Raw genomic sequence first — 23,312 nt, 5'->3', positions numbered from 1 at the left:
CCTCTCAGATGTACCAGGCGACGATGTGGGACAGTCCGCCACCGCGATGAAGGGGCAGACCGACAAAGGCGCTGTAGCCTTCCGGCAGCCCGGCGGACTTGCGTGCAACGACCGGCAGGCCGGAGCCCAGCACCTGACCGATCACGCCTTTCCAGGGGCTGGCGGTCGGGGCCTGCGTGTTCAGCCCGTCACCGTCGTCTTTCCACAGGGCGCCCGCCCGTTCGCAGATCCCGTCGATCAGAACGGCATTGCCTGATTTGCCCACGCGGGCCGGGCGGGCATCCCAGATCTCGAACCGGCGGGCGATGGGTGTGCCCAAGGCCGACAGCAGCGTCAGCACGTAAGGTTTGCTTCCGGGCACGGGCACCGGAAAACCAATGCCCGTTGTCAGACCTGCCTTGCCCGCAGCGGAGGCGCGGATGAACTTGTAGCCCGCCCCGAGGTCGCGCATCAAAATCGGCGTATCAGAGGCCCAGACGCCACCGGGCAGGCCCTGCCCGCGCGGGAAATGCGTGTGCCGGGACACGAATTCGAACTCGTCCGCCGCGCCGTAATAGCCGTCATCCAGCGTGAGCATCCCATCGGCATCGTCGGTCCAGACCTCGATCGCGCCGGTGCGGACCGCATCATCCCCGCACAGCACGACGAGGACCGCCAACAGCGTTGCGCCATCGAAAACGGGAATGGCGACGGCGGCGGTCAGCCCCGCTTCTTTCGCGGCTTCGGTCCGCTGGAAATACGATCCGTCAAAAGCTTTGAGCACCACAGGCCGCGCCTCGGCCCAGGCCTTGCCCGGCAGGCCCTCTCCCCTGGCGAAACTGGTCTGGCGCGATGCGGCCTCAAAACTGTCCAGCCCGTTGTAGTCACCTGCGGCATAGATCAGCGTGTCACCCTCGGGCACCCAGACCTCTGCGACCTGAATGAAGGGTTCGACCGCCGATTTTGTGAGAACATTCATCTCAGGTTCTTCCTTGCTCATCCGCGCAGCCTGTGCGGGTTTCGGCATCACAGATCATTCCGCAGCCACGGCTTCGGCGGCAGGTTTCGGTTTGGGCTTGGCCCCGTGTTCATATTCCTCAAGGAAATCCAGAACCTGCTGGCGGTAGCGGTAGTAATCGGGATGCTCCAACAGCGCCTTGCGGGTGCGCGGGCGCGGCAGGTCCACGTCCACGATGCGGCCAATCGTGGCCTGCGGTCCGTTGGTCATCATCACCACGCGGTCGGCCAGAAGGATCGCCTCATCCACGTCATGGGTCACGCAGATGGCGGTGACCTTGGTGCGCGACCAGACTTCCATCAGCACCTCTTGCAGCTCCCACCGCGTGAGGCTGTCGAGCATGCCGAAGGGTTCATCGAGCAGCAGCAGTTTGGGCGACAGCGCAAAGGCCCGCGCGATCCCGACCCGCTGCTTCATGCCGTTGGACATGCTGTCGGCCTGCTGATCCATGCTGTCGGCCAGCCCTACCCGTTCGAGGTAGTATTCAACGACATCCTGCCGCTCGGCCTGACTGGCGCGGGGATAGACCTTGTCCACACCGATCGCGACATTCTCTTTCGCGGTCAGCCACGGGAAGAGGTTGGGCGATTGGAACACGACGGCGCGTTCCGGATCGGCCCCTTCGACGTTCCAGCCATCCAGACGGATCGCCCCTTTCGAGATCGGGTTCAGACCCGCGGCCATGGTCAGCACCGTGGATTTGCCGCAGCCCGAATGCCCGATCAGCGAGATGAACTCGCCCTTGTTGACCTTCAGATCGAAGTCTTCGACAACGGTCAGCGGCCCCTTGGGGGTGGGATAGACCTTGTGCAGTTGCGAGAAGGTCAGAAAGCGCTCTTCGATCGGGCTGGCCTGCGCCTGTTTCACCACGGCTGGCAACGAGTGGATCGGCGTGACGTTGGGCAGGTTGCGGGTGCCTTCGACACGCGCCTCGATCCCGACATCCATCAGGTACTTGGTGATCGTCGCGCGCAGGGCCTTGAACCCGTCGTGGGTGTTCATCGCCATCCGGTCGCGCGGGCGCGGAATGTTGATCTTGAACGGTTCGGCCAAGGTGCCGTCCGGGTTCAGGACGATGACACGGTCGGCCATCAGGATCGCCTCGTCCACGTCGTTGGTGATCAAAAGGCAGGTCTTCTTGTCCTGTTCCCAGATATCGAGGATCTCATCGGCCAGATTGGCGCGGGTGAGCGCGTCGAGCGCCGAAAGCGGCTCGTCCAGCAGCAAGACTTCGGGGTCGAGTGCGAGGGCGCGAGCCACCGACACGCGCTGGCGCATGCCACCGGACAGTTCCGCCGGGCGGCGCGTAGCGGCGTGGGACAGCCCGACCATCTGGATGTAATGGTCCGCCTTGGCGGATTTCTCCGCAGTGGACATCTTGGGAAAGGCGGCATCCACGGCCAGCAGGACATTGCCCTTCACGGTCAGCCACGGCATCAGCGAATAGCTTTGAAACACCAGCCCGCGTTCCGGCCCCGGCCCGTCGATGGGCGCACCCTTGAAGGTGACCGATCCGGTATCGGGCACATCAAGCCCGGCGATCATGTTGATCAGCGTGGTTTTGCCGGTGCCCGAGAACCCGAGGATCGCGACGAATTCCCCCTGCGTTACCTCCATCGAGATTTCGCGCAGGATCTCGGTGCGGTCGGTGCCCTGGCCATAGCCTTTGCAGACGTTTTCGAATGTCAGAATGCTCATACCGCTCACCGGTTGTTCGAGAAGGTGAAGAGGGATTGCAGCGCGTACATCACCCGGTCGAGCATGAAGCCGATGATCCCGATGGTCAGCACCGCGACGATGATCTTGGCCAGCGATTGCGACGAGCCGTTCTGGAATTCATCCCAGACGAATTTGCCAAGGCCGGGGTTCTGCGCCAGCATTTCCGCCGCGATCAGCACCATCCAGCCCACACCCAGCGACAGGCGCAGACCGGTGAAGATCAGCGGCAGGGCCGATGGCAGCACCAGCTTGGTGATCTTGGTGTAGGTGTTCATCTTGAGCACGCGGCTGACGCTGACGAGGTCCTTGTCGATGCTGGCCACGCCCAGCGCCGTGTTGATCAAGGTCGGCCAGAGCGAACACAGCGTCACGGTGATGGCAGAGACCAGAAAGGATTTGGCGAACAGACCGTCATTGGTCACATAAACCGCCGAGACGACCATGGTGACGATGGGCAGCCACGCCAGCGGCGACACCGGTTTGAAAATCTGGATCAGCGGGTTCAAAGCCGCGTTTGCGATGGGCGACAGGCCCGCCAGAATGCCCAGCGGGATCGCGACCGCCGAGGCGATAAGGAAGCCGAAGAACACGGTAAAGATCGAGGTCCCGATCTGGTCGTAATAGGAGGGCGCGCCGGTAAAACCGATTTCCTTGACTTCATCGGCGCGGCCCGCTGCGATCAGGCGTTCGTTGCGTTCCGCGACACGCTCCATGAACACGGCCTCACGCTCGGCCTTGCGCACGGCGTCTTCGTGCAGGTTGACCGCTTCGGTCCAGACGGCACCCGGCCCGGGGATCGCACCGAGCGAGGTTTGCACCTTTGGCGCAAGGGTCGCCCAGAGCATCAGGAATACGAGGATCGACAGCAGCGGCACGCAGAACAGCCGCCAGATTTCCTTGACCTGCGCCTTGGGATTGTCACCTGCGGCAGCGCGCAGGATCGGCGTGACCCAGGCCAGGCCAATCACGCTGAACCATTTGTCGGCCGTATTGATGCGCGAGAACAGCCGCGCCTTGCGGGCCTCCTTGGCCTGGGCGTCTTCGAAATGGGGATCAATGGTGGTCATGTCTGTCTGGCTCCAGTCTGGGCATGGCATGAGGGTGGCGGGGCCGCGCAACGGATGCGCGGCCGCACGCGCTTAGTTGACGACCTGGTCACCCACGACCGTCTGGCCGCTCTTGAGACCGATGGTCAGGCTGTCGATGTAGGCGTTGGGGGTGCGGCCATCGTAGACAACGCCGTCGATGATATCGCCTTCGGGGGTCGCAGGGCGGTAGCCGTCCGTATCCCAGGGAAAGTCGGCCTCGTTCGCGAGCCCTTCGTCCACAAGGCTGCGCGCTGCGGCCAGATAGATGTCGGGGCGGTAGACGCTCTTGGCGACCTCATCGAACCACGCATCGGTCTGCGGCTCTGCGATCTGGCCCCAGCGGCGCATCTGCGTCAGGTACCAGACCGCGTCCGAGTAGTAGGGATAGGTGGCGTTGTAGCGGAAGAAGACGTTGAAATCGGGGACTTCGCGGACATCCCCCTTTTCGTACTCGAAGGTGCCGGTCATCGAGGCGGCGATCACTTCGGCGTCCGCACCCACATATTCCGGGCGGCTCAGGATATCGACGGCCTCAAGACGGTTGGCGTTGTCATTCTCGTCCAGCCACATGGCGGCACGGATCAGGGCGCGCACGACCGCCTTGGTGGTGTTCGGGTTTGCCTCGACGAACTCTTCGGTCATGCCAAAGACTTTCTCGGGGTTGTTCTTCCAGATCTCGTAATCCGTGATCACTGGCACACCGATCCCCATGAACACCGCCTGCTGGTTCCATGGCTCTCCGACGCAGTAGCCGTGGATGGTCCCGGCCTCGAGCGTGGCGGGCATTTGCGGTGGCGGGGTCACGGAGAGGAACGCTTCGGCCGCGATTTGGCCGGAGGTGTTTTCGGGGCTGTAGAAACCGGGGTGAATGCCACCCGAGGCCAGCCAGTAGCGCAGCTCATAGTTGTGTGTCGAAACCGGGAACACCATGCCCATGTTGAAGGGTTCGCCGCGGGATGCGAAATCCGCGATCACGGGCTTGAGGGCGGCGGCGCTGATCGGATGCTCTGGCAGGCCGTCTTCGCGGCTGGAAATATGCGGGCGCATCATGTCCCAGACTTCGTTGGATACGGTGATGCCGTTGCCGTTCAGGTCCATCGAAAACGGCGTGACGATGTTCGCCTGCGTGCCGTAACCGATGGTCGCGGCAATCGGCTGACCGGCCAACATATGCGCGCCCTCCAGCGTGCCGTCGATCACACCGTCCAGCAGCACTTTCCAGTTTGCCTGCGCTTCGAGCGTTACAAACAAGCCTTCGTCGAGGAAATACCCCTGCTCATAGGCCACGGCCAGCGGGGCCATGTCGGTGAGCTTGATAAAGCCGAAGGTCAGTTCGTCGGTTTCAAGGTTCTGCGCCCAGGCGGGGGCCCACAGCGCGGTTGTCGCCGCAAGTGACAGAAGAAGTTTGTGCATTTGGTCATCCTCTCAGAGTGTCCGGGCGTGACCCGGAAAAACAAAAAAGCCGCTTCGATCCCGTGCGAATGCACAGGTTCGAGCGGCTTTGCTCACGGGTCCCAGTCTTTGGGGGTGTTCCACAACAAACGTCGTTGTTTGTCTTGAACCCTAGGAAGACTCACTCTGAGGTTGCAGGCAAGGATCTTGTCGCGGGAGGGGGAAATTTATTCTGCAATGCAGAAAGTCGCCGGGATTTCTGCCGCGAAAATAATCAGTCCGGCAGATCGGGATCAAAAATACGGCGATCGAAAAACTGGTTTGGCTGAAGTGTGAGCCGCCCCAGAGCCGAAGCAACCGGTGTCGGAACGGACAAGGCTCCTTCGACACGGCTGGAAGCTCCGGGGACATCCATGCCCGATTCGGCCAGCGCATTGCGGTAGATATCGGACCGAAACACCGGCCTCGCCAAGCGAACGGCCTGCGCGCGGTCGAGGCCCGTGCGCCGCGCCAGTTGCAGCCCGATCCATTCCGCCTGCGACCGCCATGGGAAGGTGGCAGCGCCATCGTGGAACTCGATAAACGACGGCACGCTGCGTTGATCCCCCTGCGCGGAAATCATCAAACGCCCGGTGAGGCCACGGTCCAGCAATTCGCCCGGCAGGTTCAGGAACTGGGGCCGCGCCAGCACCTCGGACGTGACCGTGTGCGACGAGGGCTCGACCATCCAGCGTCCTGCCCTGACCAGCGCCCGGATCAGCTTGCCACTGATGATCGGGTTCTCCTCGGCCCAGCCGGTGCGCATCGCCAGCACCTTTTCGGGTGAACAGGACCAGATCGCGCTGCCCGGCAGCAGCAGCGTGCCCACGCCCTCCTCGACGGTCAGAGAGCCCCAGGGTTCGCCCACGCAAAAGGCATCGATTTCGCCGCTGCGCAGGGCGTCCGCCATGGAGGACGGCGGAACAGTGCGGATATCCACATTCTGCGGCGCGGGCAGACCGAGGGCCGAAAGCCAATAGATCAGAAGCTCCGAGTGCATCGAAAACGGAAACGGCACACCGATGCGAAGCCTTCCCTGCGCTGCCGCGATCAGAGCGTTGCCTGCGGCGGTCGCATCGTTGAACCCGAAATCATGGCCCGCCGCGCGCATCTTGTCGGCGAATGCGTTGGACACGCCAACCACGGTGCCGTTGATCGACAGGACCGACACCACGGACAAAGGCACCGTACTGCCGCCCAGCCCGACCGCCGAGGCAATCGGCACCGGCGACAACATATGCGCGGCATCAACCGTCCCGAAGCTGAGCATGTCGCGCACGGATGACCACGACGGCGCGGGATGCAGCGACAGCGCGAGGCCTTCCTCCTCGGCGAACCCCATTTCCTGTGCAATGATCAGCGGGGCCGCATCCAGCAGCGGGACATACCCAATCGCAAGGCGCGTCATGACAGCAGGTCCGCCGCCGTCACCAGCGCCTGCGCGACCTCCGCCACCTTGCGCCCCTCATCCATGGCCTTGCGGCGCAGCAGGCTGTAGGCGGCCTCTTCGTCAATGCTGCGCGCTTTCATCAACAGGCCCTTGGCGCGATCAATCACCTTGCGCTCTTCGAGGGCGCGTTTGGATTGCTCCAGTTCCTTGCGCAACCTGCCGAACATGTTGAAACGGGCAATCGCGGCATCCAGCACGGGTTGCAACCTCTTGGGGCTCAGCCCGTCGACAACATAGGCCGACACGCCCGCTTCGATGGCGGCCTTCGCGAGGCCCCGGCTGTCGTTATCAACGAACATCGCGACCGGGCGGCTCATCGGGTCAGAGGCGATGGTCAACTCCTCCAACATATCACGCGACGGATCACTGACGTCGATCAGCACGACGTCGGGATTGAAATCCTTGATCTTGGCGGCCAGTCCGGAACGCTCCGACACGACGTTGATCGTGACCATCCCGATATTTTTCAGGGCAGCGACAATCTCATAGGCGCGGTCAGCATCCTGTTCGACGACAACGATTGAAAGCTGGGAAGTCATTTGCAAGTTAGTGAAGCCAACACTCACGGTTTCCAACGCCAATCGCGAGGAAAGCCCTCCGCTGAAATCGTGCTGCCTGATTAATAGGCAAACCCCTGACCGCCTGTCAGGCGTTACGCAATTTCCGAACGCGGCTGGGGATCTCCGGCCCTTGTAGAGCCCACCGCATCCCCGATTGCCGCTGAGCGGAATTGATGGCCACCGGCCCCGCAGGTCACGCACGCGCCCTTTCAGCCGCTTCCTGGGAGGCCCGCGAAAGCACGGGGCCGCAGGGCCACGCGGCATAAACGCCATGTGAAGACCTATTTGCGATGGTGTCGGGAATCAGCCCCCCTGCGCGGGAGGGCAGGAAACCGGGAGTCGCATACGGTGCCCACGGCCTATATTTCCGAAGCCAGCTATGCCGGCTCGCCACCCACCGATTTCATCGAGGTGGCCGTCGCCGCCGGCACCGATGTCAGCAGCTGGACCCTTGCGTATTACAACCAGCTGGGCGACTTTCTCTATGCCGCGCCCTTTCCTGCACCGACGACGACAATCGCCGGCAAGGACGTGTATCTCTTCACGAATACGGTATCGGTAAACGCCTCGATCGGCATCGTGGACGAGACTGGCACGGCGCTTCAATATCTCTCGTTCTACGATCCGCCGGTCGCGGCGACGAATGGCCCCCTCGTGGGCCAGACACCGACATACGCCGGTGTCTCGTCGGCAAGCGGCCAATCGATACAATCCGACGATGGCGGGGCAAGCTATTATACCCAGTCCACGCCGAACGAAGGCACCATCCCCTGTTTCGCTCCGGGAATGATGGTCGATTGTCCAGGCGGCGCGCGGCCTGTCGAGGCTCTGGTGCCGGGCGAGCGGGTGCTGACCCGTGATCACGGCATGCAGCCGGTGGTCTGGACCAACCGGCGCGAACAGTTTTTCACGCACGAAGATTTCTCGGACAGACCCATTGCGATCAGCGCGGGCCATTTCGGTGCCAGCGCTGACCTTATCGTTTCCCCCCAGCACCGCCTGCTGCTGGCGCGGGGTGAAGGAAATCAGGGCACCGAAGTTCTGGTGCCGGCCAAGGCTCTTCTCGGGATGCGCGGGGTCCGACAGATGAAGGGGTGCAAGAAGATGGTCTGGCATCATTTCGCTCTGGCCAGCCACCAGATCGTGCGGGTCAACGGCGCCTGGACAGAGAGCCTGCTGCTGGGGCCGATGGTGGTAAAAGGCTTGCCGAGGCGCGACAGGAAAGCGCTGCGGGCCCTGTTTCCATGCGCCGATAGCTTCCCGCTGAATGGTCCACCGGCACGCGCCTGCCAGACCGTGCGCCAGACCAGAGAATTGCTGAATTCGGGCGCGATCGGCATGGCTTTCCAGCCAGGCTGACGCCCGAGGCGGCCCGACACTCGAACAACTTTCATCTCGGAATTCTTGGCGGCTGGGATAGGGTCGCGGCCTCACGCAACCTCGGGCAAGCACGTCACACATCCACAGCAGACGCTTTCCGCAAGGGGAGTCCCGATACGCCGATTACCATGATCGGAAGACAAGCGAAGCCCGCCCCTGCCCTCGCACACAGGGCCTAGTTTCACTCAAGAAAGCGCCGCGCCAGATCGCGCGCGTCCCTTACGAAGCGTTCATTGCGCTCCTTCGATCCCTCCTCGGACATGCGCGGTATCACCCAGCCGACATAGGTGAGCGATCTGAGCAGCACGAACAAATCGAGCAATCCGGTGTCGATGGCGCGGACCTCGCGGTATCCGCAGATCAGCGCGTCGCGCAACGCGGGATAGTCCGGCTCTGACCGGTTCTTGAGAAGTGTGGTGGCAAGATCGAACAGCCGAAAGCCGAAGCCGCCATCGTCGAAATCGATCAGGTAGAGCAGCCCATCATCCACAAGCACGTTTTCCCGCACGAGATCGGCATGGATAAGACCGAAATCGAGGTCATCTTCCGCCTGCCCCAACATGCGGTCGGCACGTTCCCGCACCGCCTTGAACAGATCGAGGTCTTCACCGGACAGCGACGGGTTTTCCCAGAACCGCCCCCAGAGCGGGTCCTGCCCCAGTAGCCCCTCCCGATCCCATCTGCACCGGACGAACCCGTCGGGCGGCATCCAGCGATCCGAAATGTCGTGCAGGCGCGCCATATCCCTGCCGATCGCGCGGAACAGGCCCGGCTGGTCGCCCTCGGGCAGCGGCGTGCCTGTCTTGCCCACCGGTGTTCCTGACAGCCAGCTCAACACATCGATCTGGATCCCGTCGACCACATGCAGCAATTCACCACCGGTCGCGCGGACCGGCGTCGGCACCCGCAATCCGCCCTCGGACACGGCGTGCATCCACGCAAGCTCGGACCACAGTTCCGCGTCCGTGCGATGATCCCTGCGGTGCAGACGCAGCGCGACAGTCCGGCTGTCCGTGCTGACCCGGTAGACCCGGTTTTCCCGCGCCGCCACCAGATGGACCGAGGCACCCTCCAAGCCCCAGAGGGCCAACGCCTTCTGAACGGCCTCCGTCACGCTTCGACCGGGGTTTCGGCCAAAACCTCGTCCAGCGTGTCAAAGAGAAGGTCGGCGTTCTCGATGGAGAACGGCATCGGCGGGCGGATCTTCAGCGTGTTCTTGTGGCGCCCGAGCTTGGAATGGATGATGCCCCGGTGGCGCATGGCGTTGATGACCCGGTCGGTAAAGGCGCTGGCGGGCTCTTTCGTGTCGCGGTCGGTCACCATTTCGGCGCCGAAGATCAGGCCCGATCCGCGGATATTGCCGATCACCTCGTATTTCGCCTGCAGCTGTTCCAGCCGCTTGCGGGCATGGGTGCCGACGGTCTGCGCATTGCCGACAAGATCCTTGTCCGCGATCTCGTCCAGCACGGCCAGCGCGGCGGCGCAGGACACGGGGTTGCCGCCGAAGGTGTTGAAATACCGGTAGCCCTTGCGGAAGGTGGCCAGAATCTCGGGCCGGGTCACGAGGCCGCCTACCGGGTGGCCGTTGGCCATCGGTTTGCCCAGCGTCACGATGTCGGGGACCACGCCCATCTTCTCGTGCGCCCAGAGGTGGGAGCCGGTGCGCCCGAAGCCTGACTGGACCTCGTCGCAGATCAGCAGCCCGCCCGCGCGGCGCACGACCTCGGCGGCGGGTTTCAGGAACCCGTCGGGAAGGTCGGGGAAGCCTTCGTTCACGAAATAGGGGCAGACGACCAGCGCGGCAAAGCCTGTGCCCGACGCCTCGTGCGCTTCGATCTGCTCGGCGACTGCCGCGGCAAAGAGCGTGCCGTCCCGGTCGGGGGCGCGATAGCTGTCGGGGGCCGCGACGAACCGGAAGTATTGGTCGAGGTCGAAGCCCACCGCCGGCACGTTCGACCGGCTGAGCTGGCTGACCAGCGCCGTGTTGCCGTGGTAGGTCGCGTCGGTGGCGATGATCCCGCGTTTGCCGGTCATGCCCTCGGCCATGCGCAGCGCGATATCGTTGGCTTCGGATCCCGTGCAGGTCAGCACGGCGGTGCTGAGCGATGCATCCATCGTCGCGGTCAACCGTTCGACGTAGTCGAGGATGCCGTCGTGCAGGTACCGCGTGTGGGTGTTCAGCGTCGCGGCCTGGCGGTGGATCGCTTCGACCACGCGGGGATTGCAGTGGCCGACGTGCGGCACGTTGTTATAGCAGTCGAGGTACTTGCGCCCCTCCGCGTCCCACAGCCAGACGCCCTCGCCTTTCACGAAATGAACCGGTTCGTCATAGAACGTCGATACGTTCGGGCCCAGCAGCCGTGCCCGGTCGGCCAGCAGTTCTTCGGTAGTTCGGTTCATGAAACGGGTCCTTCGATATCGATTTCTGTGACTGTGTCCGGCAACCTGTCCCACATCGCGTCCAGCGCCTCGGGGACGGTTCCGCCGCAGGACTGGGTGATGCGGCGGCATCCGTCGCGCAGGGCGACCAGCACGCGGGCGGCAAGATCGGCGGTATAGCGCGAGCGCGGGAACGGAACCGCAAGCGTGCCGATGGCATCGCCACCGGGGCCGAAGAAGGGCATCCCGAAGGAAATGACATCCTTGGTGAAATAACCGTCCGAAAAGCTGTAGCCGCGCGTCCGGAAGCGGCTGATGAGATGCAGGATGTCGGACTGCGCGATCACCGTGTTGGGCGCGTAGGAGGACAAGCCCCCCGCGATTGCGCGGTCGAGAACGCTTTCAGGTCCGAAAGCCATCATGGCCAGCCCCGACGACGTGGCATGCAGCGGCAGCATCTCGGCCTCGTCAAAGATCACGCGCAGCCCGTGGCGCAGCGTATCCGCGTGATAGACCGGCGACATCACATGGCCCTGCAGCAAGGACGCGTGCACCAGTTCCTCCAGATCGGCGGCCATGGCATCAACGACCGGCATCACCGCGGTGCGGACCGGGAAATGCTTCTCGCGCACCGACGCGAGGCGCAGCACCGCAGGACCGAGGTGGTAGCCGCGTGTCTGCGGGTTCTTGTCGATAAAGCCGTTCTTTTCCAACTCGACCAGATGGCGGCGGACCGTGGCCTTGTCGCCGCCGCTGAGGCGCACGAAACTCGCCAGCCCGATTTCGCCCCGCTCGGAGTTGAAATGCGAAAGAAGGTCGAGCGCCTTCGTGATTGTGCCCATATTCGCCCCCTCGTTTGCCGATACGCACCGCGCCGCGCAAACCCATTGTTGACAGGGCAGCGGTCACGATGCATTATTTTTTGATACTAAGGTGTCAAATAATGACACTCAAGCAAAAAACACCAACAGAGGACTCACCAATGGCCCCCAAGATCAGAACACTGGCCGTAGCCGCCCTTGCCACCGCCCTGAGCCCGGTCGCCGCACTGGCCGAATACCCCGAAAAGCCTGTCAGCTTTGTCGTTCCCTTCCCGCCCGGCGATCTCGAAGATATCGTCACCCGTCTGATCGCAGACGAATTCCAGGCCACCTACGGGGTGCCCGCCGCGGTGGTGAACAAGCCCGGCGGCGGCGGCGGCCCCTTCCCCGGTGCTGCCGAAGTGGCGAGCGCACCGGCGGATGGCTATACCATCGGCTCTTTCGTGATCGATGTGCCGCTGGTCGGCCCGATGGTCGGCATCCCCGCGCTTGACCCGAACCCGTTCGAGCCTGTCGGGATCTTCCTGACCTATCCCTTCGTGATCGCGACATCGAAATCCCAGCCCTATTCCGACATCGCGGGGCTGGTGGAATACGCGCAGGACAACCCGGTCGTGCTGGGCCATTTCGGATCGTTTCTCGTGCCCACGCAGGTCACGCTGGCAATGGCGAACGTGCAGGGCATGGCCTATGCCGCCGATACGCCTTTCGATGCGCTGGACTGCAACACGCTCGCCTCCGGCGACGCGGATGTGATCAACACCAACCTGCAATCGATCCTGCCGTGCATCGATGACGTCAACGTGCTGGCAACGATCGGCGAACGGCGCATCCCGCTGACCCCGGACGTGCCCACCGTCGGCGAGCTGGTCCCCGAGCTGGGCGCAAGCCTCTGGAACGGCCTTTTCGTACACAAGGACACGCCCGATGACGTGCGCGCCAAGATTGCCGAAGTTGCGGAGCGTGTGATGAGCTCTGACCGGGTGGCGCAGATCGCGGCCGATACCGGCGCGCTGCTGTACTGGACCGGCGCCGAGGCAGCCGCGGAGCGGATCGAGGACGATGCCGCGACGCTCGGACGGATCACCGCGATCCTCGAACAGTAAGCTCCCGGCAGGCGGGGCCTCTGGCCGCATTGGTCGCAAGGCCCCGCCTGCCCCGCAGGAAGATGCCCATGGTGCGCACCCAGACCCTTCAGGATCTCTTCAAACGCTACCGGCGGCCCGGCGATTTGCTGGTGGCGGCGCTGTCGCTCGCCTTTGCGCTGTTCCTTGCGGTCAACCTGCCGGGCCAGACCACATGGGTCGCGCGGGTGCAGCTTTTCGCGCAGCCCGCATTCTGGCCCACCGTCGCGGTGGCCGCGATGGTGCTATTTTCCGCCCTGCACCTGATCGGCGCGCTGGTATCGGAACGGATTCCCGGCCGCTGGGCGGAGGTTGGCGAATGCCTCAAGGCGGTGGAATACGTCGTCTGGTTCATGGTCTACGTGTTGCTGGTGCCGTGGTTGGGCTATCTTCCCTCGACCATCGCCTTCACGCTGCTGCTGACCTACCGGCTGGGCTACCGCGGGATGCGCTGGTCGCTCGCGGCACTCGCGCTGGCTGTCGGTGTCGTGGTGGTGTTCAAGTCCGGGCTTCAGGTCCGGATCCCCTCCGGCGCGCTTTACGAGCTTTTGCCCACGGGGCCGCTGCGCACCTTCGTCATGACCTACCTCTGAGGAGCGCTGCATGGAAACCTTTCTGTCCGGCCTCGCGATCCTGTCCACATGGGAGGTACTGGTCGCACTGCTGATCGGATCGATCGGCGGGGTCATCATCGGCGCCATCCCCGGCGTCGGCCCCGCCGTCGCGATCGCGATCCTGTTGCCTGCCACATTCTCCTTCGAGCCCATCGTCGGGCTGACCATGCTGCTGGGCATCTACGGATCGTCGATGTACGGCGGGTCGCTACCGGCGATCTTGATCAACACGCCGGGCACGGCGGTGAACGCGCTGACCACCTACGACGGCTACCCGATGACCCAGCGGGGCGAAGCGCTGCGCGCGCTCGGGCTGGCGTATGGCGCGTCCTTCGTCAGCGGCGCATTGTCGATCCTTGCGCTGATCCTGCTGTCGCCGCTTCTGGCCAAGATCGCGCCCCTCTTCGGCTCGCGCGAAATCTTTCTTGCGGCACTTCTGGGTATCGTGCTGGTCGTGCTTGCGCATCGCGGGCAGACCTTTGCCGCCGGCGCACTCGCGGCCTTCGGCATCTTCATCGGCACCGTCGGGCTGGAGCCCGTGCGCTATACCCAGCGCTTCACCTTCGGTCTGGATTTTCTCAGCTCGGGCTTCGATCTGATTGTCGTGGTGCTCGGGCTTTTCGCGCTCAGCCAAGCGTTCCTGCTGCTGTCGCAACCCGACCATGCGCCCGACGGCCAGCGCATCGAGGGCAACATGTTCGCGGCCATGCTGCGCGTCTTCCGGCACAAGCGCATCGCCTCGGCGGGGGCCGGCACCGGCGTGATCATGGGCATGATCCCCGGTGTGGGCGAATTCACCGCGCAGTTTCTCAGCTATACCTACGCGCAGAAGACCTCGCGCACGCCCGAAGCCTTCGGCAAGGGCAGCGAGGAAGGACTGGTCGCCTCGGAATCGGCCAATAACGCGGTTCCGGCGGCGGCGATGATCCCACTTTTGGCGCTCGGCATCCCCGGAGAGGCGCTGACGGCGATGATGTTGTCGGTGTTCTACGTCCACAATGTCGTCCCCGGCCCCGCGCTCTTTCGCGATTCGCTCGATTTCATTTACGCGCTCTTCGCTGCCATGCTGCTGCTGAACGTGATCGTCGTGGTCTTCGTCGGGTTTTCGTCCAACCTGCTGATGCGGGCGATCCGGATCCCCACGCGGTTTCTGGGCATGGCGATCCTGACCTTGTCCTTCGTGGGCGTCTATTCCCTGCGCAATTCGGTGTCGGACTGCCTGATCGCCGCTGGCTTCGGCCTGCTGGGGCTGGTGCTGAAGCGTCAGAACCTGCCGGTGGTGCCGATCATCCTCGGGATGGTTCTGGGCGGGATCATGGAGGTCAAGCTACGCTCGGCCATGGCACGGGTGCAGACGCCGCTTGATTTCGTCGACCGTCCGATTGCGGCAGGGCTGGCGCTGGCGATCGTGCTGCTCATCGGGTTCCACATCTGGGGCGTGATCCGCGAAAGGCGCAACACATCACCCGAAAGCTCTCACGATCACGACAGGCACGACACCCAGCAGGGCTGACGCCACCCACCGCAAGCGAGGCACGACATGGCACGATATTCCGGCAAGACGGTTCTGATCACCGGGGCAGGCACGGGCATCGGCGCTGCCATGGCCCGGCAATTTGCCGAGGAAGGCGCCCGCGTGGCGCTGATGGGCCGACGCCCCGCGCCGTTGGAGGCCGTCGCGACAGCCATCGGCGGGCTGGTCGTGCAGGCGGATGCGGCATCCTCCGCCGAGGTCGCCACCGCGATGGACAAGATCCACGACAGCTTCGGCCCCTTGGACGTTCTGGTCTGCAACGCCGGGGGTTTCGGATTCGGGACGTTGACCGAAAACTCCGACGACGACTTGCAGAAGTCGGTTCAGGCCAACCTCAACACCGCCATGGTCACAGCGCGTGCCGCCCTGCCCGACCTTGTCGCGCGCCGGGGCAACGTCCTGATGATGTCCTCCATCGCCGGTCTTGCCGCAGGGCCCGAGGCCTGCGGATACGTCACGATGAAACACGCGCTGATCGGGCTGGCGAAATCCATCACCCGCGATTACGGCCCCCGTGGCGTGCGCTGCAATACGATCTGTCCAGGATGGGTCCGGACCGAAATGGCCGACAGCGAAATGGCCGAACTGATGGCGCGCAAGGGGCTCGCCTCGATCGAGGAGGCCTATGATCTGGTGACCCGCGACGTCCCCCTTGGCAAGCCCGCCCGCCCCGAGGACGTGGCCGAGGCGGCGGCATTCCTGTGCTCGGATCAGGCCGCGATGATCTCGGGCGCGGTGCTGACCGTCGATGGCGGCGCCACTGTTGTCGATGTGCCAACGATCGCCTTCGCGCAGGGCTGACCGACCGTCGCGGCGCTGCCGCGGCTGCCGTCACTGATCCGCTGCGGATCACCCTCCGCTTCCCCGCGAAAGAGCATGACACCCCCGCCTGCGGGCAGATATTGCGCATCAAACATGCTCTGCGCGTACAATTATCATTTTTTGTATACAAAAATGTTGACTGGTGTGCGATCTCATGCTCGGATCGGGTAACTGAGAAGGTGTCCCGATGCAGAAATCCATTCGCAACAGAATTTCCGAGCTCATCCTTTGCGGAGAGATGAAGCCGGGAGACCGGCTGGAGGAACAGGCGCTCGCCGAGCGCTTCCAGGTGTCGCGCACGCCGATCCGTGAAGCGATCCAGCAGCTTTCCAGCTCCGGCCTTGTGCAGCTGCGGCCACGCCGCTCTGCCATCGTCCGCCGGATGAGCGAGGCCGAGCTGAGCGAAGCCTTCGAGGCCATGGGCGACATCGAGGGGCTGTGCGCCTCTTACGCAGCACAGCGGCTGAACGAGGCCGGACGGCTTCGGCTCAAGGCGCTGATGAAGATTTCCAAGCAGGCCTGCGATGAAGGAAACGGGCCCGAGGCGCAGGAGATCGACAACGAATTCCACGACATCATCCACGGTGCCGCGCGCAACTGGATGATCACCTCCATCGCGCGCGAGACGCGGATGAAGGTCAGCCCCTACAGCGCCATCGGCTTTATTTTCGACAGCGAGATCATCGATCTGCGCATCCCCCACGAGCAGCACAGCCGCATCGCCGAGGCGATCCTCGACGGGGACGCGACGGCGGCACGCAGCCTGATGATCGAACACGTCGGCCAGAATTACCTGACGTTGCAAAAGCTTCTGCCCGTCGCAGAAGAGCGCGGCGGCGCCCCCCTGTTCGCAGACAAGGAAGACTGAAATGCATGACTATCAAGGGCCCGGACGGTCCACAGCCTACGCCGAGAACGGCATGTGCGCGACATCGCACCCCTTTGCGGCGCTCACCGCGCTGGATGTGCTGCGTGCCGGCGGCAACGCGGTGGACGCGGCCGTGGCGGGTGCCGTGGTGCTGGGGTTCTGCGAACCGGCGATGACCGGTCTCGGCGGTGATGTCTTCGCCATTATCCACGAGCCCGGGACCGATGCCTTCACCGCGCTGAACGGATCGGGCCGCGCGCCCGCCGCACTTGACGCCAGCGTGCTGCGCGCCGACGGCCACGCGCGCATACCGCTCGATTCCGCCCATGCGGTGACAGTGCCGGGGGCGGTCAACGCCTTCGAGACACTGGTGTCGACACGCGGAAAGATGGCGCTTGCCGATGTGCTCGCCCCCGCGATCCGCTATGCCGAAAGCGGCGTTCCCGTACACCACCGGACCGCGCTGGACTGGGCGGCCTTCGGAGAGCGGCTGATCGGACCGGGCCGCAAGCATTTCCTCGACGGTGGCAAGCCCTACGCCGCCGGAACGCGCTTTGCCTCCAAGCCGCAGGCCGATGCGCTTCGGCTGATCGCGGCAGAGGGTGCCGACGCCTTCTACAAGGGCGAGATCATGGAAGATATCGTCGCCACCCTGCGCGCCCAGGGCGGGCTGCACACGGCAGAGGATTTCGCCCGCACCGCCGCGACTGCGGTTGAACCGGTCCGCCGCGCCTATCGCGGGCACGACCTGATCGAGCTTCCGCCGAACGCACAGGGTGTGACCGCCCTGCTGATCGCCGCGATCCTCGAGCGTTTCGACATCGCCAGCCTTGCGCCGGACAGCGCGGAGCGGATCCATATCGAGGCAGAGGCGACGCGCCTGTCCTACGAGGTGCGCAACCGTTTCCTTGGCGATTCCGAGGCCGCCGCGCCCGATTACGATGCCCTGCTGTCGGATGATCTGGCAGACCGTCTTGCCGCGCAGATCGACCGCCGCAAGGCAGGCGCCCCCAAGGCGCAGCCCGCCGAGGCGCTGCACCGCGACACGGTCTATATCACCGTGGTCGACAAGGACCGGATGGCGATTTCGCTGATCTACTCGACCTTCTGGCCCTTCGGCTCGGGCCTTGCCTCCGAAAAATTCGGGATCAGCCTGCAAAACCGTGGCTGCGGTTTCTCGCTGGAAGAAGGCCACCCGAACGAACTGCGCCCCGGACGCCGTCCGCTGCACACGTTGATCCCGGGCTTTCTTGCGCAGAAAGGCAGCTACGTGATGCCCTTCGGCGTCATGGGCGGCCCCTACCAGGCCGCCGGTCACGCGCATTTCGTCTCCAACCTCGTGGATTACGGCATGGACCCGCAGGGCGCCATCGACGGCGTGCGCAGCTTCCACGACATCTCCTCCGGCAAGCTCGAAATCGAGAGCCGGGTGAGTGACGCCGCCGCAGCGCAGCTTGCGGAGATGGGCCACGATGTGGCGCGCGTGCCTGTCGGCATCGGCGGCGCGCAGGCGATCCGCATCGACCATGCCTCCGGACTGCTGTTCGGCGGATCGGACCCGCGCAAAGACGGCGTGGCCTTGGGGTACTGACCGTGGCCGAACCCGATCATACCCCCGGAAGCCGCCTGCTCGACGCGCTTACCACCATAGCCGGTATTGCCGTCCTGCTGCTGTTGCTGTCGCAAATCCTCGTTGTGGCCCTGCGCTATGTCTTTGCGCTCGGCTGGCCCTGGGCGACCGACCTGCTGACGTACCTGAACTTCGTGATCGTATCGCTGCCGCTGATCGGGGTCGTCGTCTACAACACCGGTGTGCGGGTCGACGTTCTCAGGGCGTTCATGTCCCGGCGGCTTCAAACCCTGTTTGATCGCATTGCGTTGCTGGGGCTGTTCCTGCCCGCGATGCTATGGGCCGCGTGGACCTCGTGGCCTTTGACGATGAATTCATGGTCGCTCTACGAGGCATCGCCCAATGTCGGCGGTCTTCCGGGGTATTTCCTGCTGAAAACGCTTCTGTCGGCGATCTTTGCCGGGCTTGCGATTGCGGCCCTCTGGATCGGTCTGCGGCCGCGCGTCTACGAGGACAGTCACGATGCATGAGCAGTTTCTGATCGCACTCGGTGTCTGCCTGCTGCTGGGGATCCTGTCGGGCGTGCCTGTCGCTTTCATCCTGATTGGGGTGCCTGCGGTGCTGGCCATGATCGGCTCGCTCGTCGGCGCGTTTGACCTCGGCATCCTCGCGGCCTTTCCGTCCAAGGCTTTCGGGCTGCTGACAAACCCGATTTTCCTGTCCGTACCGCTGTTCGTTCTTATGGGCGGGTTCCTCGAGAAATCGGACATCGCGCGCCGCATGATCTGGACCGCGGGCGCGCTCTTCGGGGATCGCAACGGTGGCATGGCCATCGCGATCGTGCTGGTCGGCGCGCTGCTGGCGGCCTCGACCGGGGTGATCGGGGCGACGATCTTCATGCTCGGGATGATTGCCGTGCCCGCAATGCTGCAGGCCGGCTATTCCAAGAGCCTGATCGCGGGCGTGATCTGCGCCTCGGGGTCGCTGGGGCAGATCATCCCGCCCTCGATCCTGTTGATCCTGCTGACCGACCAGATTTCGGCGGCCTATCAGGCCGGGCGCCGCGCCGTGGGCGACTGGGCCCCGACACCGGTGACGGTGGGCGATCTCTTTGCCGGTGCCCTGCTGCCGGGACTGATGCTGGTGGTCTTCTACCTTCTCTACATCCTCGTGATCGCCAAGCTGAACCCTGCGAAATGCCCGCCGGTCAAGATGCTGGACTCCAGCGGCGACCGGCAGAAACTCACCCGCGGGTTCGTGGCGCAAGCGCTGCTGATGCCGCTGGTGCTGATCCTGATCGTGCTGGGATCGATCCTGATGGGCGTGGCGACCGCCACCGAAAGTGCCGCATTGGGTGCAGCCGGAGCGCTGGTGATGGCCGCGCTCGAGAACAAGGACATGCCGCGCTGGCGCAAACTGCTGATGTTTGCAGTGCTGCCGGGCGCGCTTTTGCTGGTGGCCGTGAAATTCGCGGGCGGCGCGCAGGCAAGCGTCTTGCTCGCCATCATCGGCACCTTCGGGCTTGTGGTGATGTCTTCGGGCACCCTGCTGGCGCTCTGGCAGGAACACCGGGCCGAACGCGTCATGCCGGTGGCACGCGAAACCGCGTCGCTGGTGGCGATGCTGGTGCTGATCGTGCTGGGCGCAACGATGCTGTCGCTGGTGTTCCGTGGCTTTCACGGCGAAGAGCTGGTGCGCGATTTCCTCCAGAATCTGCCCGGCGGAGTGACCACGGCGATCGTCTTTACCATGGTCGTGATCTTCCTGCTCGGCTTCATCATCGAATACGTCGAAATCATCTTCATCGTCATCCCCATCGCCGGTCCGCCGCTGATGGAACTGGGGGTCGACCCTGTGTGGTTCGCGATCCTGATCAGCATGAACCTGCAGATGAGCTTTCTGACGCCCCCCTTCGGCTATGCCCTCTTCTATTTCCGCCGGGTCGCGCCGGTGGAGATCAGCACCGCAGACATCTACCGCGGAATCATCCCGTTCGTCTGCCTGCAACTGGCTGCCCTTGCGATGGTCGCGATGGTGCCAGGCCTCGCAACGTGGTTGCCCAGACTAATCTATAACTAACTGATAACAAGGAGGTTACTAAAATGCTCAAGAGAAGACAGATCCTGAAAGGCGCCGCCATTTCGTCCTTGGCGATTGGCACCCCGATGATTGCCCGCGCGCAGGCACAACACGACTGGAAGCTGGTCACATCCGTGCCCAAGGGCCTGCCCGGCCCCGGTGTCTCGGCGCAACGCTGGGCGGATCGCATCACGCAGATGACCGACGGCGAGATCAAGGTCACCCTCTACGGTGTTGGTGAACTGGTGCCGCCGTTCGGCACGCAGGAAGCCGTCGAGAGCGGGACCGCACAGGCCTATCACGGTTCCGGTTCTTGGTTCTCGGGGCGCGACATCGCGCATGCGTTCTTTACCGGCGTGCCCTTCGGCCTCACCTTCGACGAGATGCACGCGTGGATGTACTACGGCGGCGGTCAGGAGCTGCTCAACGAGTTCACCAACCCGCGCGGGCTCCAGATCTTTATCGGCGGCGGCTCGGGGATGCAGACCTTCGGCTGGTTCAAGAACGAGATCAAAGGCCTCAGCGACCTTCAGGGGCTGAACTTCCGCGCCGCCGGCCTTGGCGGGCAGGTACTGTCGAAGCTGGGCATGAACGCCGTGTCGATCCCGCCCTCGGACATCTTCTCGGCGTTGCAGTCGGGTACGCTTGACGGTGCCGAGTGGGTCGGCCCCGCGAACGACCTTGCCTTCGGGTTCCAGAACGTGGCGAAATACATGTACACGCCTACCTTTGTCGACGTCTACGGCGGCATCGAATTCGGCGTGAACCTGGCCGCGTGGGAAGCCCTGTCGGACGCACAGCGCACGATTGTCGAGGCCGCCTCCGAAGCCGAGGCGAACCGCTCCTCCGCCGACACGCTGCACGCCAACCTGCAGGCGTTCGAACGCTTCAAGGCGGACGACAGCCTGACCATCGCTGAACTGCCGGCCGACATCTGGGACGCCCTGCGCGCGGCCTCGAAAGAGGTGATGGACGATGTCGCCGCGACCAGCGACTTCCACGGGCGCCTGACCGAGGCCTATTACGCCTACGCCGAGCAATGCTCGGGCTACAAGGCGCGCTACGACGCTGCCTTCACGGCGGAACGCCAGCCCTATTTCGGCTGATACCGCGACGGGTCCGGCCATTGGCCGGGCCCGCACCCCTAGCGATTTTCTGCGGGCGTCGGTGCGCGCCGGCAACCGGAGAGACCGATGAGCTACCCTTCCTATACCGGCCCCGAACTCTGCGCCCGCAGCGCCAGCGACATCGTGCAGCTGCTCAAGCGCCGCGAGATCGCGCCTGCCGATCTGATCGACGCCGCAGCCGAGCGCCACGCCCAGACCGACCCGGCGATCAACGCCATGCCGACGGCCTGTTTCGACCGCGCCCGCGACGCCGCGAAGACGATGACGACACCGGAGGAAGACGACCCGCGTGAGCTGCACGGCCTGCCCCTCGGCATCAAGGACCTGACGCCGGTCGCGGGCGTGCGCTGCACCTACGGAACACCCGGGCTGGCCGATTACATCCCCGACGCAAGCGACCCTCTTGTGCGCCGCATCGAGGCCCGCGGTGGCCTCGTCATCGGCAAGACCAATACGCCCGAGTTCGGCGCCGGTGCGAACACCTTTAATGCCGTGCTCGGCACCACGCGCAACCCGTGGGACACGCGGCTGAACCCGGCCGGATCCTCCGGTGGGGCAGCAGCGCAGCTGATCGCGGGGCAGGCATGGCTCAGCCACGGGTCAGACCACGGCGGCAGCCTGCGCACCCCCGCCGCCTATTGCGGCGTTGTCGGGCTGCGCACCAGCCCCGGCCTTGTGGGCGGCGGCCCCGACGATGCGGGTTTCATCATCGAGGGCCTGCAAGGGCCGATGGCGCGCAATGTGCGTGACTGCGCGCTGTTTCTGGACGCGATGGCGGGCTTCGACCCCGTGCATCCGATCTCTTTCCCCGCGGATACCTCCGGGCCCTATCAGGCGGCGGTGGACCGGGCCGAAGGCCGCTTGCGGATCGCATGGTCCGCGGACCTTGGCGGCCAGTGTCCCGTTGACACGGACATGGAGGAACATCTCGAGGGTGTCATGGCGCTGCTGGCGCGCGACGGTCACGCGGTCGAAACCCCGCCTATCGAGATGCCGCAGATGAAGCGCACCTACTACACGCTGCGCGGCATTCTCTGGGCCAGCCTGATGCGCGACATCGATCCCGCGATCCGTGCGGGTTTCAAACCCACGCTGGAAGACAATGTCAGGCGCGGCATGGCGCTCACCATGGACGATATCGTCGACGCCCAGAAAGCCCGGACCAAAATCTACCACGAACTGCGCCAGCTGCTTGAGCATCACGACGTTCTGGCCTGCCCGGTGGTCGGCAACATGCCCAAACCCGTCGAGGTCGAATGGGTATCAGAGGCCGGCGGACAGAAATTCGATTTCTACATGGATTGGCTCGCCCACGCCTTCCCCGCCACGGTTGCGGGTCTGCCGGCGATGTCGATACCCGTGGGTCTCACCAGCGGCGGCCTGCCGGTCGGCCTGCAATTGATCGGCAGACCGCGCGGCGAAGCTGCGCTGCTCGCGGCCGCCGCCCTTGTCGAGGTATCCGTTGGCGGACCGTTGCGCGTGATCGATCCGGTCGTCCGGCACGAGGGATGAGCCTCGGCCCTGCCCCGGACCACCGCATGTGAAATCTGGCCTGCAATCGGCCGGTCGCGGGCGGCATCGGCCAGCAACACGTTCGCAGTAGCGCGGGCGTAAAGAGGGGCGAACCCCTTGGGGCAGCTGCAGCCAGCGTCGTGACGGCGTTTTCTGCTGTCACGGACGAACCTGCCCGTGCCGATTTCGATTGAATGCGAACTATCCTGCCACGCGTGGAATCTTTGGCCCCCTTGG

20 protein-coding genes are annotated in these 23,312 nt (G+C 64.3%); 11 read left to right on the top strand and 9 right to left on the bottom strand.

Annotated elements, in window-relative coordinates; translation table 11 throughout:
* Positions 1–4: 4 nt before the first annotated feature.
* The 6 genes from ABMC89_RS01785 to ABMC89_RS01760 all read right to left on the bottom strand — a co-directional run bounded on the left by ABMC89_RS01785 (position 5) and on the right by ABMC89_RS01760 (position 7,224).
* On the bottom strand, positions 5–958 hold the full coding sequence (locus tag ABMC89_RS01785) for a GAF domain-containing protein (protein ID WP_349564582.1): 954 nt from the start codon (positions 956–958) through the stop codon (positions 5–7).
* A gap of 54 nt (positions 959–1,012) precedes the next feature.
* Positions 1,013–2,695: an ABC transporter ATP-binding protein gene (locus tag ABMC89_RS01780; protein ID WP_349564579.1), complete on the bottom strand. Its 1,683-nt coding sequence runs from the start codon at positions 2,693–2,695 to the stop codon at positions 1,013–1,015.
* Positions 2,696–2,700: 5 nt separating this feature from the next.
* Positions 2,701–3,783 (bottom strand): ABC transporter permease, encoded by a 1,083-nt coding sequence (locus ABMC89_RS01775; RefSeq protein WP_349564577.1) that lies wholly within the window; start codon positions 3,781–3,783, stop codon positions 2,701–2,703.
* A 72-nt stretch (positions 3,784–3,855) separates the two neighbouring features.
* Positions 3,856–5,217, bottom strand: a complete 1,362-nt coding sequence (locus tag ABMC89_RS01770; protein ID WP_349564575.1) for a CmpA/NrtA family ABC transporter substrate-binding protein — start codon at positions 5,215–5,217, stop codon at positions 3,856–3,858.
* Between the two features lie 253 nt (positions 5,218–5,470).
* Complete coding sequence (locus ABMC89_RS01765) at positions 5,471–6,643, bottom strand: ABC transporter substrate-binding protein (protein WP_349564573.1); 1,173 nt, start codon at positions 6,641–6,643, stop codon at positions 5,471–5,473.
* A complete protein-coding gene (locus tag ABMC89_RS01760; protein ID WP_349564571.1) occupies positions 6,640–7,224 on the bottom strand; it encodes an ANTAR domain-containing response regulator in 585 nt (194 codons plus the stop codon). Before ABMC89_RS01760 ends, ABMC89_RS01765 begins: the two co-directional genes overlap by 4 nt.
* A gap of 369 nt (positions 7,225–7,593) precedes the next feature.
* On the opposite strand from ABMC89_RS01760, the gene ABMC89_RS01755 reads away from it, so the two are divergent.
* Positions 7,594–8,604, top strand: a complete 1,011-nt coding sequence (locus ABMC89_RS01755; RefSeq protein ID WP_349564569.1) for a Hint domain-containing protein — start codon at positions 7,594–7,596, stop codon at positions 8,602–8,604.
* A 202-nt stretch (positions 8,605–8,806) separates the two neighbouring features.
* On the opposite strand, the gene ABMC89_RS01750 is transcribed toward ABMC89_RS01755, so the two are convergent.
* Genes ABMC89_RS01750 through ABMC89_RS01740 form a run of 3 tightly spaced genes read right to left on the bottom strand, consistent with a single transcriptional unit; the run spans position 8,807 to position 11,846 of the window.
* Positions 8,807–9,739 carry a phosphotransferase enzyme family protein gene (locus tag ABMC89_RS01750; RefSeq protein ID WP_349564567.1) on the bottom strand — a complete coding sequence of 311 codons (933 nt, stop codon included), beginning with the start codon at positions 9,737–9,739 and terminating at the stop codon, positions 8,807–8,809.
* Positions 9,736–11,025, bottom strand: a complete 1,290-nt coding sequence (locus ABMC89_RS01745; protein ID WP_349564565.1) for an aspartate aminotransferase family protein — start codon at positions 11,023–11,025, stop codon at positions 9,736–9,738. The genes ABMC89_RS01750 and ABMC89_RS01745 overlap by 4 nt, the downstream gene beginning before the upstream one ends.
* Positions 11,022–11,846: an IclR family transcriptional regulator gene (locus ABMC89_RS01740; RefSeq protein ID WP_349564563.1), complete on the bottom strand. Its 825-nt coding sequence runs from the start codon at positions 11,844–11,846 to the stop codon at positions 11,022–11,024. The genes ABMC89_RS01745 and ABMC89_RS01740 overlap by 4 nt, the downstream gene beginning before the upstream one ends.
* 140 nt (positions 11,847–11,986) lie before the next feature.
* On the opposite strand from ABMC89_RS01740, the gene ABMC89_RS01735 reads away from it, so the two are divergent.
* The 10 genes from ABMC89_RS01735 to ABMC89_RS01690 all read left to right on the top strand — a co-directional run bounded on the left by ABMC89_RS01735 (position 11,987) and on the right by ABMC89_RS01690 (position 23,075).
* Positions 11,987–12,931, top strand: a complete 945-nt coding sequence (locus ABMC89_RS01735) for a tripartite tricarboxylate transporter substrate binding protein (RefSeq protein ID WP_349564561.1) — start codon at positions 11,987–11,989, stop codon at positions 12,929–12,931.
* Between the two features lie 68 nt (positions 12,932–12,999).
* Complete coding sequence (locus ABMC89_RS01730; RefSeq protein WP_349564559.1) at positions 13,000–13,542, top strand: tripartite tricarboxylate transporter TctB family protein; 543 nt, start codon at positions 13,000–13,002, stop codon at positions 13,540–13,542.
* Positions 13,543–13,552: 10 nt separating this feature from the next.
* Entirely contained in the window at positions 13,553–15,076 is a 1,524-nt protein-coding gene (locus ABMC89_RS01725; protein WP_349564557.1) for a tripartite tricarboxylate transporter permease, read from the top strand.
* A 27-nt stretch (positions 15,077–15,103) separates the two neighbouring features.
* A complete protein-coding gene (locus ABMC89_RS01720) occupies positions 15,104–15,898 on the top strand; it encodes an SDR family NAD(P)-dependent oxidoreductase (RefSeq protein WP_349564555.1) in 795 nt (264 codons plus the stop codon).
* Positions 15,899–16,106: 208 nt separating this feature from the next.
* Positions 16,107–16,787, top strand: coding sequence for a GntR family transcriptional regulator (locus ABMC89_RS01715; protein ID WP_349564553.1), 681 nt, complete (start codon positions 16,107–16,109; stop codon positions 16,785–16,787).
* Position 16,788: 1 nt separating this feature from the next.
* Positions 16,789–18,378 (top strand): gamma-glutamyltransferase family protein, encoded by a 1,590-nt coding sequence (locus ABMC89_RS01710; RefSeq protein ID WP_349564551.1) that lies wholly within the window; start codon positions 16,789–16,791, stop codon positions 18,376–18,378.
* Between the two features lie 2 nt (positions 18,379–18,380).
* Positions 18,381–18,887 carry a TRAP transporter small permease subunit gene (locus ABMC89_RS01705; RefSeq protein ID WP_349564549.1) on the top strand — a complete coding sequence of 169 codons (507 nt, stop codon included), beginning with the start codon at positions 18,381–18,383 and terminating at the stop codon, positions 18,885–18,887.
* On the top strand, positions 18,880–20,436 hold the full coding sequence (locus ABMC89_RS01700; RefSeq protein WP_349564547.1) for a TRAP transporter large permease: 1,557 nt from the start codon (positions 18,880–18,882) through the stop codon (positions 20,434–20,436). Before ABMC89_RS01705 ends, ABMC89_RS01700 begins: the two co-directional genes overlap by 8 nt.
* Before the next feature lie 23 nt (positions 20,437–20,459).
* Positions 20,460–21,542 (top strand): TRAP transporter substrate-binding protein, encoded by a 1,083-nt coding sequence (locus ABMC89_RS01695; RefSeq protein WP_349564545.1) that lies wholly within the window; start codon positions 20,460–20,462, stop codon positions 21,540–21,542.
* A gap of 87 nt (positions 21,543–21,629) precedes the next feature.
* Positions 21,630–23,075: an amidase gene (locus ABMC89_RS01690; RefSeq protein ID WP_349564543.1), complete on the top strand. Its 1,446-nt coding sequence runs from the start codon at positions 21,630–21,632 to the stop codon at positions 23,073–23,075.
* Positions 23,076–23,312: the final 237 nt, after the last annotated feature.

Source organism: Sulfitobacter sp. HNIBRBA3233 (assembly GCF_040149665.1).
Taxonomy (GTDB): Bacteria; Pseudomonadota; Alphaproteobacteria; order Rhodobacterales; family Rhodobacteraceae; genus Sulfitobacter; species Sulfitobacter marinivivus.
This window is presented reverse-complemented; position numbering and strand designations above follow the sequence as displayed.